This is a genomic window from Paenibacillus sp. S33 (assembly GCF_053615415.1).
Map to the genome: position 1 here is coordinate 1294590 of NZ_JBSIEZ010000001.1, position 14839 is coordinate 1309428.

General features: G+C 45.7%; 17 protein-coding genes and 1 riboswitch. Of the genes, 11 read left to right on the plus strand and 6 right to left on the minus strand.

Annotation, left to right across the window (positions count from 1 at the left end; translation table 11 throughout):
• Positions 1-131 precede the first annotated feature (131 nt).
• Positions 132-175, minus strand: a riboswitch (PreQ1 riboswitch).
• Between the two features lie 79 nt (positions 176-254).
• Positions 255-959, minus strand: a complete 705-nt coding sequence (locus tag ACWGXJ_RS06020) for an AIM24 family protein (RefSeq protein WP_013309110.1) — start codon at positions 957-959, stop codon at positions 255-257.
• Between the two features lie 25 nt (positions 960-984).
• Positions 985-1425: a hypothetical protein gene (locus tag ACWGXJ_RS06025; protein ID WP_023987365.1), complete on the minus strand. Its 441-nt coding sequence runs from the start codon at positions 1423-1425 to the stop codon at positions 985-987.
• 314 nt (positions 1426-1739) lie between these two features.
• Between ACWGXJ_RS06025 and ACWGXJ_RS06030 the strand changes: the two genes are divergently transcribed.
• From ACWGXJ_RS06030 to ACWGXJ_RS06040, 3 genes are all read left to right on the plus strand, one after another.
• Positions 1740-1895 (plus strand): hypothetical protein, encoded by a 156-nt coding sequence (locus tag ACWGXJ_RS06030; RefSeq protein WP_322173349.1) that lies wholly within the window; start codon positions 1740-1742, stop codon positions 1893-1895.
• Positions 1896-2117: 222 nt separating this feature from the next.
• Positions 2118-2885 carry a hypothetical protein gene (locus ACWGXJ_RS06035; protein ID WP_452566396.1) on the plus strand — a complete coding sequence of 256 codons (768 nt, stop codon included), beginning with the start codon at positions 2118-2120 and terminating at the stop codon, positions 2883-2885.
• 71 nt (positions 2886-2956) lie between these two features.
• Positions 2957-3940, plus strand: a complete 984-nt coding sequence (locus ACWGXJ_RS06040; RefSeq protein WP_061831176.1) for a helix-turn-helix transcriptional regulator — start codon at positions 2957-2959, stop codon at positions 3938-3940.
• Positions 3941-3980: 40 nt separating this feature from the next.
• Here the strand turns inward: ACWGXJ_RS06040 and ACWGXJ_RS06045 are convergent, their stop codons facing one another.
• The 4 genes from ACWGXJ_RS06045 to ACWGXJ_RS06060 all read right to left on the minus strand — a co-directional run bounded on the left by ACWGXJ_RS06045 (position 3981) and on the right by ACWGXJ_RS06060 (position 7902).
• The gene (locus ACWGXJ_RS06045; protein ID WP_061831175.1) at positions 3981-4652 is read right to left on the minus strand and encodes a 3'-5' exonuclease; all 672 of its coding nucleotides are present in this window, start codon (positions 4650-4652) and stop codon (positions 3981-3983) included.
• A 243-nt stretch (positions 4653-4895) separates the two neighbouring features.
• The gene (locus ACWGXJ_RS06050) at positions 4896-6797 is read right to left on the minus strand and encodes a 5'-nucleotidase C-terminal domain-containing protein (RefSeq protein ID WP_452566397.1); all 1902 of its coding nucleotides are present in this window, start codon (positions 6795-6797) and stop codon (positions 4896-4898) included.
• Between the two features lie 194 nt (positions 6798-6991).
• Positions 6992-7417 carry an ImmA/IrrE family metallo-endopeptidase gene (locus ACWGXJ_RS06055; RefSeq protein WP_250259133.1) on the minus strand — a complete coding sequence of 142 codons (426 nt, stop codon included), beginning with the start codon at positions 7415-7417 and terminating at the stop codon, positions 6992-6994.
• Between the two features lie 11 nt (positions 7418-7428).
• Positions 7429-7902, minus strand: a complete 474-nt coding sequence (locus ACWGXJ_RS06060; protein ID WP_250267634.1) for a helix-turn-helix domain-containing protein — start codon at positions 7900-7902, stop codon at positions 7429-7431.
• Between the two features lie 333 nt (positions 7903-8235).
• Between ACWGXJ_RS06060 and ACWGXJ_RS06065 the strand changes: the two genes are divergently transcribed.
• From ACWGXJ_RS06065 to ACWGXJ_RS06100, 8 genes are all read left to right on the plus strand, one after another.
• Complete coding sequence (locus tag ACWGXJ_RS06065) at positions 8236-8712, plus strand: ArpU family phage packaging/lysis transcriptional regulator (RefSeq protein WP_013309118.1); 477 nt, start codon at positions 8236-8238, stop codon at positions 8710-8712.
• Between the two features lie 363 nt (positions 8713-9075).
• On the plus strand, positions 9076-10044 hold the full coding sequence (locus ACWGXJ_RS06070; protein ID WP_452566398.1) for a hypothetical protein: 969 nt from the start codon (positions 9076-9078) through the stop codon (positions 10042-10044).
• A gap of 10 nt (positions 10045-10054) precedes the next feature.
• Entirely contained in the window at positions 10055-10273 is a 219-nt protein-coding gene (locus ACWGXJ_RS06075) for a hypothetical protein (RefSeq protein WP_235307572.1), read from the plus strand.
• Positions 10274-10275: 2 nt separating this feature from the next.
• Positions 10276-11742 carry a phage tail sheath family protein gene (locus ACWGXJ_RS06080; protein WP_134903949.1) on the plus strand — a complete coding sequence of 489 codons (1467 nt, stop codon included), beginning with the start codon at positions 10276-10278 and terminating at the stop codon, positions 11740-11742.
• A 121-nt stretch (positions 11743-11863) separates the two neighbouring features.
• Positions 11864-12271: a phage tail tube protein gene (locus ACWGXJ_RS06085; protein WP_007429163.1), complete on the plus strand. Its 408-nt coding sequence runs from the start codon at positions 11864-11866 to the stop codon at positions 12269-12271.
• A gap of 76 nt (positions 12272-12347) precedes the next feature.
• Positions 12348-12782, plus strand: coding sequence for a phage tail assembly chaperone (locus ACWGXJ_RS06090; protein ID WP_007429164.1), 435 nt, complete (start codon positions 12348-12350; stop codon positions 12780-12782).
• A gap of 23 nt (positions 12783-12805) precedes the next feature.
• Positions 12806-12934 carry a hypothetical protein gene (locus ACWGXJ_RS06095; RefSeq protein WP_322159446.1) on the plus strand — a complete coding sequence of 43 codons (129 nt, stop codon included), beginning with the start codon at positions 12806-12808 and terminating at the stop codon, positions 12932-12934.
• Positions 12935-12954: 20 nt separating this feature from the next.
• Complete coding sequence (locus ACWGXJ_RS06100) at positions 12955-14835, plus strand: transcriptional regulator (RefSeq protein ID WP_452566399.1); 1881 nt, start codon at positions 12955-12957, stop codon at positions 14833-14835.
• Positions 14836-14839 lie beyond the last annotated feature (4 nt).

A 14839-nucleotide genomic window follows, 5' to 3' on the forward strand; every position in this document is an offset into this window, starting at 1 on the left:
AAAACCTCTCGATCTTCTTGGAATGGTGCAAGACACGGAGTCTTGTCACTTGGAAGAAGGAGAGTTCTTGAACCGACTTCAACAAAAAACAGGCCTTGCCCCGCGAATTCATTTTTCTTGCGGAGGACAAAGCATCGTTAGTTTTTTATAGAGGGAGTTCGCGAACCTCTCCCATGCATGACGCATGGATTTTCTTCATTAGTATCTGCCACGAGGACAGACGGCTTTAGCATTGTCATTATAGCATGGCAAGGCTATTTGATAAACACTCCACCAAATGGAATGACTTCCCGTAAAAAGCGCTTGATCACGCCATCGTCGTTCATATCCTGTTGGAGCCGCCGATGATGTTCCCCGGCATGGAATAGTACGGTACCCTGTCCGGTCATTTTAAAATGATAGTTCATATGCTGACTGGCCAGATGGTTGCCGTACACGGTCAACTCCAGTTTGGCGTTTTCGGGATAGGCAATGACGCTGCTCGCATCCACATATATCGGCTCTGTCGGATGAAGCTGTTCTTGACATACCAATCCCTGTGTCAAAAGACCGATTTGACCCACACCGTCAAATTTCATTTTTATAACATCGCGGCTAAACAACATGTTTTTCATGCTTAGCAGCTTGGTACGCATTTGAATACCGGAGCTGTACCAGAACAGGTTGCGAAAATCGTATAACAGATCATCGCTTCCTTCAAGCTTAATCATTTTTAGACTAAAGCCAGGTGGAAGTGCGGCAATTAGGCGACAAGCTCCTGTGAAATCGGCCTGAATCAGTTTGTGTTTGCGATACATGCCCTTAATGTTCATTAGTTTATCACTACGGCCTGAGCTGGGTCCGCGGTATGCGATGATTTGCTGCGGATGCAGAACGTGCAGCTTTTCTCCTTCCGCCAGATCGAGCGTTACGACCGAACCGACGCTTTCATCATGGTGTTGTCCTGCTTGTATGTCCATTCAGACCTTTCATCCTTTCAGGCAGTTAGTATCTTCCCGAACGTCGACGCATCCCGTAACGCAACAGTCGGATACCGATAAAATAACCGGCCAGCAGAATTATAGCTGTGATGATGAGCATTTTATTTCGGTGTGAAGCCTGATCGCGCTGGGTTTGAAGATTTTTTAATTCTGTGACAGTGTCAGTCAGCTTGCGGTTTTGCTCCAGTAATTGGGCGTTTTGCTCTTGATAGGCTTCTAAGCTGTTACGGGCCTTCTCCAGATCCTCCTGTGTTTGTCGGTAGCTTTCCTTGAGCTGATACACATCACCGGGCAACCGCGAAAATTGCTCGAAGCCTTGGTACACATCATCCCAATAAGCAGCATGTACTTCGGGTACACGAGTTATCCCAAAAATAAACAAAAGTGCTATAGCAGCGCAGACAATGCGGCGGTACAAAGCAAAACGACAAGTTGGTCGTGCCAAGAGATGTTCCCCCTTTTGATAAACCAAGATGTTAGATGATATAGATCATTACCCATATGACATGGTTACGTATAATATAACGATTCGGATGCAGATTTTAGAATAAACGGACGATAAATATGAAGAAAATGTCCTCAAAAAAAGTCGATATATTAGTTTAAGTGTACCTTAAAACGGGTATATCAAGGAAGCGGCAACATTCCGGCATTTTTCCCAGCATACGAGTAAAGAACGATCCGCACCTGATCAGGGGTTTAAGTTGAATATATGAACTGAAATATATTAAAAATTGATATAAAAGGAGATTTTGCAAGATGAATGAGAGAGAACAAAACTATAAAACTTTAAAAATCACTGTAAATGGAAAGCCGTTATCAAAGGAACTCGTCGTAGATAGCACTACTTTTGCTCCTATATCTGATATTTGCACAAAAACGAATGTTTCTTTAACAGAAACTACAATCTCATAAGTTTAAATATAGAAGTAGACTATAATATGGCCCGGCATACGCCGGGCTTTTTTGCGCATTTATGTAATTCAAATGGTTTAAAATGTTATTTACCAAACTAGGTCCCCCTTCATAAAGATTCCCATGTATAATTTTCACAATCAAACATACGTTCCCTGACAATATAGTGTCAGATAACACTGTTAATTTAGAGTTACATGTTCTTTTAGGGGGAATTTACCAGTGGTGAAGTCAATGCTCAATGTAACGTACACTTGGGACAAAGAGTCTATATCTGCGAATGGGTCCAAACAAGTAAATCTACTGATAGAATGGGGCTATGGAGCTATACGCAAAAGAAAAGGAAATCTAATACCGAAAGCAGCGGGATGTGACCTTCAACTCCAGTTCATTCCAGAAAACGGGGTAAGTTTATTAAAAGCTGAAGGGGTAAGGCTCGGTTTTAAACGCTCGGAAAACGGAGATAGCATGTTTGTTCACTGTGGTGATGTAAGGCGGGGAAAATATAGACAGGCTATTTTGACGTTTTCTATACCGGCTCACTCGTCCGGAAGACATACGATTGGAATGATGGAGTGGAGCTGGCGCAAGCAATCGCAGGAAAAGCGAACGCTGATCCGGACAGACCAGCTCTACATTCATTTTACGCATCATCTTGGTCTGCTGAGCATTCCATCCAACCCGAAGGTGGAAAAATACATAAAACTGAATGAGACGTCCCCTATTGTAAAAAAGGCATTGCGTATGTACGAGAAAGGGGAATATGAGCAAGGGGCGTTCATCCTTACCAGACAAGCAGATGAATTACTTATACGTGCAGCAAGAAGCGATGATATGGACTACCTGCAGGAAGCCGAGTTGCTTCTGGCTATACGTAATAAATGGAGTGGTACTTTTGTATCATTCACAGCGTATAGTTCTAAAGTCTTTTTTAATAAGGCGATATCGCTAGAAAATGTTCGTTTTACTGAAAATGATACTTTGAGATAGGCAATTATGCTAGTTTATTTGTGTAATATAGTGAGTCTAATTTACTATCTTTTTGTAAAGGAGAGACTTCCTTGACTGATCGGTTGATACGTTTAATGCGGATTATTACTATTGTTCAGGCAAATCCAGGGATATTGGCAAGAGAGCTTGCCGAACGTTGTGAAACATCAGAACGTACCATATACCGAGATATGGAGGCGCTAAGCGCTATGCATATACCGATTACGAATATGGGGCATGGCAAGGGGTACATTTTTATTAGCAATTTTGCTTTGTATCCTTTGAATTGGACGGAAGAAGAGGCAGAGGCTTTTACTAAGCTGGGAGAGATTATGGAAACGGTAAAGCCTCTTTTACCGCCAGCTTTTGAAAGTGCTTATGAGAAAGTGATGGCCTCTAGTCAGAAAAAAAAGATGGACCAGACGAGCTTCGCGCAGGAAATGAAAAATATTGTCCGGCTCGGCTCGACACTTGATCGGGAAAACCAGCCCTATCTGCTCAGGCTGATTGTTTTAGCGAGTCTTACGCAGCAGACGATTGAAGCGGAATACAGCTCACCTCAAAATGAAGATGTATCACTCGTTCAGGTGGATCCTTATTGTTTGGTTCCGCAGGATCGGCGATTCTATATGCTTGGTTTTTGTCACAAGCAATCCGCGATGAGAACCTTTCGGATCAGTCGATTTCGGAACATGAGAATTTTGCCGTATACGTTTCAAAAAAATACAACTGAAATGGAAATGTTTTTTAAAGGGACCTGGTCGGTGACCAAAGGAAATCAGAATATCCGGTTTGTGGTACGTTTTTCTGCCGAGTCTGTATATCGGGTCAAAGAAGAGGAGCTGTTCATCAAGCCTTTTCTTAGGGATTTGCCAGATGGAAGTTTGTTGTTTGAGGTGACGGTCAATCATGACCGTGAATTTTTGGATTGGCTCACTTCCTATGGAGCTGAGGCCGAGATCCTGGAGCCTTTACGGTACCGCAAACGAATGCAAGAAATGCTGCGGACCTGGGGGACATTCTATTTCGATAAAAAGGCAGGAAATCAAGAATAACAGGGGGAGATCCCCCGGAACGGGCCGGGGAGCTATCCGCTTAACGGTCCTTAAACAGGTTGGCGAGATTGCCAAAAGGACTGTACTGCTCCTGTTCTTCTTCTGGTGAGGAGTAGACGAGCTTCGATCCACGGCTTTCCTCATCGTCAGCAGCATTATGAACTAATGTAATACGATCAAAATGGTACATGAAAACCTGAGCAGTGTTCACGGCATCATCCAGTGCCCGGTGTTGTTGACCGTCAAAGTCAATGTTGCACAATTCCAGCGCCTGAGACAAGCTCAACTGACGGTACTTTCCATTGGATCCAAACAGACGAGAAATCTGCTTCTGTATATCATTTGTATTATGAATCCATCCGAGATCTACATGATGGGTACGACAATGGGATACCAGCTTCTGACGGTCATCCGGGCCCCATGCGCATAAATAATAAGGAGAATCCGTACCGAGCCAGGCTATGAATTCCTTCACAGCTTCAGGAAATAGTGGAGCGGCATCAATATCTCGTTGAGTAATACCTGTGAACTGAACGGTATCTGTAGAGAGTACAGGCCGATTCGAGGGTCTTACAAAACTGTGAAACGTATCCGCAACGTATAGGCCATCGTCTCCCTGAACAACTTTGACGGCACCAATATCAATGATTTCGGAGGAATATCTGGCGTTGCGGCTAACAGTAAATTCAAGATCGTAAATAATGTATTGCATTTCAGGACTCCTTTCACACATATAACTGATCCCGATGGGTATCGGGACGAATGTTCTCTGCCCGAATGACTCTTCTCCATCATACCTCTCGGTTCACAACTTGTCAGCGGTTAAAAGGTTTGCTTTTAAAAAAAATATGCGATGTCCAAATGAGCTTGGACTATCGCATATCTAAAAACGCCTGACATACAGCAGCATCCGAAACCACTAGGATTCCGGATGCTGCTTTTGCTAGCTATTGAATTAGGCCGGGAGGTCTAACTTTTGTCCCGGATAAATGCGGTGAGGATTCTTCAACTTATTCAACTGCTGAAGCTGTTGCCAGGTGGTACCATGTTTGCGGGAAATGTCATACAGCGTATCCCCGGATTTCACAACATATACATGGTTATTTGTAACTTGTGCAGAATTTGATGTCTGCTGTGGCTTGGCTGTTTGAGACTTTGCCGGCGCCGGTTTTGCGGGTGCTGGTTTCGCAGCCGGTGTAGGAACGGGTTGCGGCTTTTCCTGCACAGGTGCAGGTGTTGCGGTTGAGGCAGACGGCGCAGCTTGTGTGGCAGGGACAGAAGTTTTACCGTCAGCCTTGGCTTCTTGAATGCGACCGTCCGCTTGTACTTGCAGGCTAGCGGAGCCGACCTTTTGCATATAGCGGATTAACGCCTCATCAAGCGAGCCGAACATACCTGCTTGTGGATATTTAGCGAACATCGTATATTGGTCACCACCTACGGCAGTAAAATCATTGGTGGCCAGTGTGTATGTTGCCTCAGGATCAAGTGTTTTTCCGCCGATCAGGATGGAATGAACACGGCTGCCTTTGGCTGCTGATGTGTCTATTTTGAACGTGATACCTGATACCTGTGGGAAACCTCCGCTTGGCTCTGGATAGGAGGCTGTACCATTTTCCAGTGCGCCCTGAATGTCAGAGCCCTTCACTTTCAGGGTAACGATCTGGTTGCCGAAGGGCAGTACAGTGATGATGTCTCCCTTGGTTACCGTCCCCGTCTTGATGGAAGCCCGGATGCCGCCACCATTCGTTAAAGCCACGTCTGCTCCCGAAACGTCACGCATAGCATCGGTGAGCAAGTCACCGAGATTGGTTTCACTTGCACGTACCTTTTCGCGTGCTCCTTCCAAATCCACACTCGTTTGCGTTACAACCTCTTTAAGAATAGGTTCCTGGTCCTTTTGAATGGAGGCGATCAATGCAGCAATCTCAGCGTTGGGCTGAACATCGACTGCTTGAGTCGAATCAATCAGCTTGGCTTGCTTTTGCGTAACCTTACCGCCGTCGACCCATAAGTCCACAACACCCAAATACTTGGTGTATTCACCTGCGCTAGCGATCAATGTACCATTGTCACTAACCAAGCCTTTTTCCAGTACGGTATGGCTGTGTCCATCGATGAAAATATCAATGCCAGGCACTTCCTTAACAACCTTGAGGCTGGTGTCCTTACTAGACGCATCCTGCCCCAGATGACCAAGAACAACAACGACATCTACTTTGCTGCGGATTTCATTAACAGCCGCTTTGGCCTCAGCCGCAGGATCGGTGAATTGAATACCCTCAACATTTTTGGGATTCGTCTTATATGCCGTTTCTGGCGTAGTCAGACCGATAATACCGATTTTAACGCCGTCCACTTCTTTAATAACATAGGGTTCGAACAAACGTGTTCCGTCGGTTTGTTTAATATTGGCGCTGAGCACAGGGAACTGAATTTCCTTACTTAGCTCAACAAGATGCTTCCAACCATAATTAAACTCGTGGTTACCCGGAACCATAGCATCATAGCGCAGCTTGTTAATCACTTTCACAATACTTTCACCTTTAACCAAAGTAGCGAAGGTCGTTCCGTGAACGGTATCCCCGTCATCCAGCAGCAGTGTATTGGGATTGGAAGCCCGGTACTGATCAATGATACCCGCCAGCTTGGCGAATCCCATTTCCTTGTCGTTCGCGACCACGTGGGCATGGGTATCGTTCGTATGTAAGATGGTGATGTGTTTACCGCTGACTGGAGCCGTTGCCGTTCCCGCTGTTCCCACATTGGTTGCTGGGTCTGCTGCTGCTGTACCGAGACACCCAAGTAAAAGCGCGACAGTCGTCAGGATTGACGAGAGTTTTTTCCATGAGTTCATGTTGTTCCTTCAACCTCCCATAAAATGAATGAATTAGAGAAACCGCTTACGACCACATTTTATCAGATGATTGTAAAAATAACTTCTATTTTATATTAAAGCATTAAAATTTTTTGATATATCGGTTGTTAAATCCATCGTCTAGTTACCTATATTATAGAGGAAGTAATCAACAGCAGCTCACAGAATGAGAACTAATGTTCTGTTTTATGATCAAAAAAAAGGGCAGTCTCTTTGGGCAGCCCGATACGGGGTAAATAGTGATCCAACGTTTCGTCAGCTAGTGGCGGTTTTCCTTCACTCAGCAAAAGCACGGCAAACCGATTGGCCTGCTGTTCAAATTTTCCTGGGGAAAAGTAGGAATGCTCCTCCATAAAAAAGCGGCTAATGCCTTTATGCAGTCGGTCATGTCCCAATTCATGCGCACAGACGAACCGTTCCCATTCGGGTGTGAGGCCATTGTGGATAACGATAAATCTTCTGCGCAGCTTGTGGTAATACAGCCCTTTGGTTGTGGGGCCTAGATCGCAGTATCGGATATGGATGCCCAGGGCTTTCGCAATATCGAAGGGGCAGTTGGTACGGTATTTTCGGACAAGTTTGTGAATGAGTTCGTTCATACGCTCACCTGCTATCCCTGATCTTTGCCCGTTCGGGGCTCTTTGGGCTTTTTATGTTTGTTCATCTGCTTGGCTTCCCAGAACAGACCTGTCAGCACGTCTTTGATCCGTTGGCGGTCTTTTTCATCCAGCGGAATGCCATCGAACATTAATTCGTCGTCTTCCTCCAGCATTTTTTTAAAATCCCGGCGGTCTTTAGAGGTTGCCCATTCCGGCACAGTAGAAGGATAAAGTTCATGTGGACTTTGCTCCATTGAATCATCGTCTCCCCAATATCCGGCGGCCTTCATCATTTCGGTATAGGATACGCTAAGCGCGTCCGCTATTTTGCGGAGAGTGGAGGGTTTGGGTATTCCGCGCAGTCCATTTTCAATGCGGGAAATTTGTGAATTGCTAATACCAGCAGCATCTGCCAACTGGTTGATGCTCCATTGTTTGTGCTCACGCTGCTGCTTTAAGTAAGTTCCGAATGCTGGCTGTTCCACAATGGGGGCTCCTTTCTGCAAGAGAATCATAGATATTAGTTTTATTATACCATTAGGTAAATAGTAAAAGCACGTAATATGCCAAAAGGCATAGAAAAATGAAGCGAATATCCTGTTTTTGGAGGTATACTGCTTTTTTTGACGATGGATACCTATCCTAAATAATGTTATGTTATACTCAAGATACGAACAAAAGGGGAACAAATTGTAAACACGAGCGTTTTTCTATTTCAGGATTTTTGCAAAATTCGATTCCAGTCGCTTCGAAGTGCAAAATCCTCATTTAAAAATACATCATTGTCAAAAGGCATAAGATAAGGAGTGATGCTTTACATGAGAAATAACTTACCCGAATTGGACCGTCGCAAAACGCAGAATGCATTGGAGGGTGTGTTTGAGAAATACCGAATTTATAAAACGATTACTTTTATGGATCGGGAGAGCTTTATTACTGCTGGCTATACGGATCGCCCGAACGGACCAACGAATGTGACAAGCGATCCAACGGCTCGGACAGCCGTATATAATGTAGATGCTCCTGCCGCCCGCTTGGCCTACTGCGAAATGGTGGATGCGGTAGTGAGTCGCTTGAATGAACGCGAACAACTGCTCATCCGTGAACGTTATTTAAAGGATGACGATGTGTTTGATTACAAGGTTTACAATTACGTACTGGACCCTCCGGTCAGCAAGGATACGTATACGAAGCTTCGCACGCGTGCTTTTTACAAAATGGCGCTTGCGCTGGCGGACCAAGGAGTTTTGAATCTGGCAGGCTTGCAGAAGGGCGCGGATCGAAAACTGGGATAATGTAATAATTATCCACTTGTTCTCATTTCTATTTTAAAATCGTTTCCTAAAAGGCTTTGATTTCCTGTAATAACAGGGATCAAGGCCTTTTTTCATGACGGGAACACACGTTCTCAAAAAACCTCCCAACTTCATCCCTAGTCTCTGCTTTTATCGTCCATTTCCCCGGCAACGCATTCGTTATTAGGGTGTAAGATTATATCATCGGGAATCAAGACAAGAGGACATACCGAAGACACACACAGTCAAACGTTAGCCGGCCATTAGGGCCGGTTTTTTCATGCGGTGATTGTCTCTGTCGGTTCCCGATGAATTCGTTGAATAGAAAGGAGGAGTCGTGTTGCCTAAGCAAGGGATGCTGCAATGCATGAGTACAAGGCTACGCCGGCTGAGAACACGGAAGTGGAAAAAAGCCTGGCTGAACAGCCACAACATGCGAACGCAGGGTACGCAAAGGTGGCATGCCGCAGGATGAGACAAGCCTTTAAGCAAAAGCTCATTGAAATTATTCCAGCGCTGCAAGGGCGTGTATACGATGTTCAGCCACCGTCGCAGACGGCAGAGGAGCCGTATGCTGTTATGGCGCTGGGCGAGGAGATCTGGAAGTCTTCCTGGGCCGGCTATCGGCAGGTTATTCGCATCAAGCTGTACGCAGGACAAGCCGGACTGGCGCAGGCTGATGTATGGGCAAATGCCCTGATTGCCGGACTGCACCGGGAATCGGTGACAGGCGAAGGTGAGGACACGTCGGCTTTTACCGCGCACTATTTGGGCGTGCGGGATGCAGAAAAGCTGGACACTGTTACGGGGAAGGCCTATAGAACGCTGCGTTTTGGCGTGTATGTGCCTGAAACGGAAGGCGGTTCGGCCGCTCCAGCAAGTGGTGCTGCACAGCCGGATGAATGGCTGGCCGCGCTGGTCCGCTGGACGCAGAAGCAACTGGGCGAAACGTGGTCGGTATACGCCGACGCATGGCCCGCACAGCCAGCGCGGCAAGCGGTACTATGGCGAATGAGCGGCTGTGAAACTAGGATGGCGGGAGCCTCCATGTATGAGCTGCGCAAACGGTTCATCGGGCATATTACCGCCCCGGACACCACTGAAGAAAACCGCGCAGCTTCCGCATTGATCGAGGGCTTTGCCGCTCAAATCCAACTTCCTCTGGATCAGGACAAGGGCCGTTATATGTCTACAGCTGAAGCTTCAGCCGATTTGCAGGCGGATGCCATTTTAGATGGTCAGCTTCGGCTGATGCTGGTACAGCGGCGTATGCGCCCAGCTGAGGAAGCGGCGTTGATTCGCAGAGTGGAAATTCATCCTATTTTGAAATGAGGTGGTCCGAGTGACCTTGGAAAACCATGAGAAGGCCCCGGTACATTCCGGGCAGGAAGCAAGTGGCCCCCGCTATACGCTGGAGGAGCTAAAGGAGCACGCAGAACAATTGTTTTCCGTGAAAGAAGAAGTGCTGGCAGGCGCCTTTTTTGGCACACAGGACAAGCTGTTTACAGTAGCAGAAGCACAAACTAAAATCGAACAATTTATGAAAGCGAAGGTGGACTAATTATGGCAGGCGGAACATGGGAAAACACGAATAAACCGGTATTACCGGGTTTGTATATGAATTTTCAGGCAGCAGCAGCTTCAGCGATTCAAGGTGGGTCGCGTGGTACAGTCGTTGTACCCGTTAAGGCGAATTGGGGCCCTGTACGTGAGTTTGTAGAGATCGGCAGTGAAACGGCAATCAGCCAAATCTTTTCAGGTGACAGTCTGGACGGGGCGACCGCGTATTCGACGCTGTATCTGGCTTTGCTGGGCGGTCCGAAAAAGCTGTTAGCCTACCGTTTGGCAGATGATACAGCTGCTGAAGCATCTGTGACGCTGAAAAGCGGCGGTGAGACCCCAGCGGATGTGCTGCGCCTGAAGGCTTTGTATACAGGTAGCCGTGGTAATGGTTTTGCTGTAACTGTACAGCCAACTTTGGGTGATGAGCAAGCACGTGAGGTGCGCCTTTATGAAGGAACCAAGCTGCTCGGTACGTACAAAGGCAGTGACGGTACGGCTGCCTCCATTGCCAAGGCCATGAACGAGAACAGCGAAAACGTATGGGTGAAGGCTGAGGTTGTCGGCGACGGCGGCATTCCGGTGGATGTCAGCGGCGTACACCTCACTGGCGGCAACAGCGGCAATAGCAAGCTGGTTAATGCCGATTACATCGCGATGCAGGAGGCGCTTGAAGGACAGGAATTTAATGTCTTGGCCCTGGATTATGCAGCTGATCTGGCATTGCTGCAAAGCTTCGCGGCCTGGATCAAGCGTGTTCGCAACGAAGGTAAAGGCGTAATCGCTGTATTCGGCGGTTCTGCGGCAGATGATGTGTCCAAAACAGCCGTCAGCGTGGCCTCTGCACGTTCCCTGGCACTGAACCATGAAGGCATCGTGAACGTCGGTACAGGCGTACGTCTGGCAGGTACGGACTACAGTTCTGCCCAAACGGCTGCTTATGTAGCCGGACTGATCGCAGGTCAACGTCTGAATCAATCGGCAACATATGCGGTTACGCCTTTTGAGGATGTAACCCGCCGCTGGACACGTTCCGAGCAGGAGCAGGCTGTCCGTAATGGTGTCTTCCTGCTGTTCTTCGACGGACGTCAGGTCAAAGCGCTGCGTGGGATTAACAGCTTGGTAAACCCGTCTGCCGGACAAAACAACGCATGGAAGAAAATCCGTTCCATCCGCGTTATGGACGCTATTAACGCTGACTTGCAGCGTGCAGCCGAAGAGACATACATTGGCAAAATCAACAACACGGTGGAAGGTCGTCTGGCGCTTATCGGTGCAATCAAAGAATACCTGGCACAGCTGTCGCTGAGCAACGTCATCGAAGCAGACGGCTACGATGTCATTCTCGACCCGGCTTACTACGGCGATGCACCAGTCATCAAACCGGAGCCGGATCAAGTGTTCCTGCAATGGAACGTGAAGCTCACCGACGTGATGGAGCAGCTGTTCGGCACATTTTACGTGCAATAAATAAGCATTTTACGTGTATAAGCAATTCAAGGCGATCAGCAGAAATAAAGTAGCTTGTTAACAACGAGGATTCTATGAAATCCCGAACTATATTATGGATTATTTTGAGGAGGAAAAAGAAATGTTGGATGCTTCAAGAGTCATTTTAGGTACGTATGGTCAGGCGCATGTAGACGGGGTGTGGCAGACGAATATCAATAAGCTGGAAGCCAGCGTGGAGATGGAAAAACGCGAGCTGAATCTCGTGGGCAACGAGTGGAAGGTGCACAAGCGCGGTATCAAAAAGGGAACGGGAACGATGAGTGGCTACAAGGTCACATCCGATATGATTCGTCGCGGTTTTAACCGTTTTGAGATTATTACAAAATTGGATGATCCAGAAGCCTTCGGACATGAAAGTATTCGTCTTATTCGTTGCACTCCTGACAAAATCCAACTGGCCAACTGGACAGCAGGTGAAGAAGTACAGGAAGAAACGACCTTCACCTTTGAAGGCTATGAGCTGCTAGATCCGATTGTAGCAAACTAAATTGGAAAACGGGGGATGGGATGCTGTGAGGCGTTCCGTTCCCCAAATACAAATAAACAATAAGGGAGAATGACTTATGAGCTTGAATGAGAATATGACAGAAGAACAAATTTTGGACAGTCTGTTTGAGGCCGCTGAAAAACTACCGGAGGAAACGGTTCGTATCAAGCGCCTTGATATGAAAATTGTGCTGCACGGCCTGACCTCCAGCAAGGTGGACAGCATTCGTGAGCGCTGCACGATTCGCCGAACCGTGAAGGGTGCAGTGGATGAGAAGGTAGATACTGAAACGTTCAACGCCTTGTTGATTTCGGAAGCTACCGGCAAGCTGGAAGTGAAAGGCTTGTCCCTTAACGGTTGGGGCGATCCCCGGATTACAAGCCGCTTGAAGCTGTCCGGTGGCGAACAGTCTGTCCGCCGTATGCTGCTGGCGGGTGAACTGGATGCAGTAGGGGATAAGGTGCTGGAACTGTCCGGTTTTGGCGTTGAGATTGCCGACCTAAAAAACTAATCAGCTCCGGGGGAATGACGACGATGCTGTACCACTTGTGGGTTCGGCACCACCTACGCCCCGGAGATTTTTGGGAGCTTCCCCGCGGCGAGCGTATGCTGCTGCTGGCGTTTGCCGAAGAAGAGCTAGATGCTTTAGCAGATAATATGTAGTAGTTAAAGGAGGTGTAGGTGTGGATGATATTTTGGATATAAGAAGTTTAAGTAGAGTTAATAAAGAATTAAAATCTATGGATCGATACTTTGAGAGTATCCAGAAGCGGACAAGGAATTTTGGGTTTAGTAGTTTTCAAAGACAAAAGGTAGTTATTGACCAAACTACGGAGTCAGTTAAGCGACTTTCTAATGCGTTGAGTAATTTAACTTCACGTTTATATAAAATAAATCGCCTGACCCAAAATTTATCTGGAATTAAGATTGCTGTTAAATGTTCATGTTCCAAGGATTGCTCGAAATGTAAATCAACAACTTGCGGCAAGCTTGGTAAATCTAACGGATTTAACCATTCTTTGATCAAGCAGCAAAACAAAATTATTACCCAACAAAAAATGCAGAACAAGGATGGATCTAACAATTATGCAACTTCTGGTTTGCCTTTAGGATCTATGATATCCAGCGTTCTTGGTAAATCTCAAATCTCTCAAAGTGCAGCGAGTAAAAATAATGAAAAACAGAAGATTGTTTTAATAAAACCTGTTATGGATCTTATGAATTTCTTTAAGTTTTTTAGTAAACCTAAAGATTTTTTAGAGATGATTGCAAAAGTATCTAAGGCTTATAAGGCTATTACTGCATCACAAATAGCTTCAATGCCCTTAAAGTTGCGGAACGCCAAGAATAGCATTGATAGTATTCTAAATACAATAAAATCGTCCTCTCTATATACACAAGCAGCTTCTATGTTTTCCAGTGCTCCTTCTTGGCTAAAAACAGGATTAAAAGGTGCAGCGAAATATGGAGGAAAAGCTATTGGCTTTGCTGATATTGGTTTTGATATAAGTGAAATTCTTAATGCTAAGGGAGAAGAAAAATATAAACTGATTGGGAAATTAGTTGCAGGAAAAACCGGAAATATTTTAGGGAAATCCTTTGGTATGCAACTCGGTTCAAAAGTTCCCTATGCCGGAGTTGTGTTAGCTCCTGTCCTTGGTTATATATTTGGAGAAATAGGTGAAAAATTGTTTGAGCCGTTAGGGGAGAAAGGAATGGAGAAAGTTTGGTATGCCAAAACGCATCTTAAAGGCTGGACAAAATCTTTAAAGGCAGGTATCGATCAGACTACACAAGACTTCAAACAAGGTATGATTGGTTTTAATAATGAAGTAGCTATAAAAGTGAATAACATAAAGGCTGCTACTCCTACAACAATTGATCATTGGAGCAAACAACTCGAAAGCTTCATCGGTAATCAGACGGGGAATCTGATGGGGGGAGTTGACAACTTGACCGAGAAAATATCAAGAAAGGTACCTGCTTCTAATAAAATACTGAATAACGTGAGAGAACCTCTTAAAAATAAGATTAATGGTGCAGGAGATTATTTGAAAAATAATATTCCGGGTCTCAGTGAAGGAATTAAGAGGAAAGTTTATGACATAAGTGAGGGGACTAAAAAATTCTCTAATAAATTCAATAACTTTGTTCAGAAAAACGCTGATCCTTTTAAGGACACAATTAAAAAGGCAACAACAAAAACAAGCGATTTCCTTCAAATGATCTTGGATTCTCCAGAAAAATTGAACTGGGAACTTTTACAGAGTACAGAGAAAACTGCTGCTAAAAAAAGTACACCGAATAAATATTCTCGGAATTTAGTTGCAAGTTCTAGAACATATCGTGCAAATGATAGACACAGAACGGTAGCTGTTCATTCAGTAAAGAACACAAATAGAAATAAATCAAACATGCAAGTGAATATGCCGACAGGTGCAATTCAGGTGGCTGTTGGTGAACGTGTTAATTTTGATGCTTTGGCTTCAGAAGTAGGCAAACGCTTTGTAGCAGGATTCCGTCAAGCTATGGATAACAACAAGACAGCGAGGACGTTAGCGTGAATAG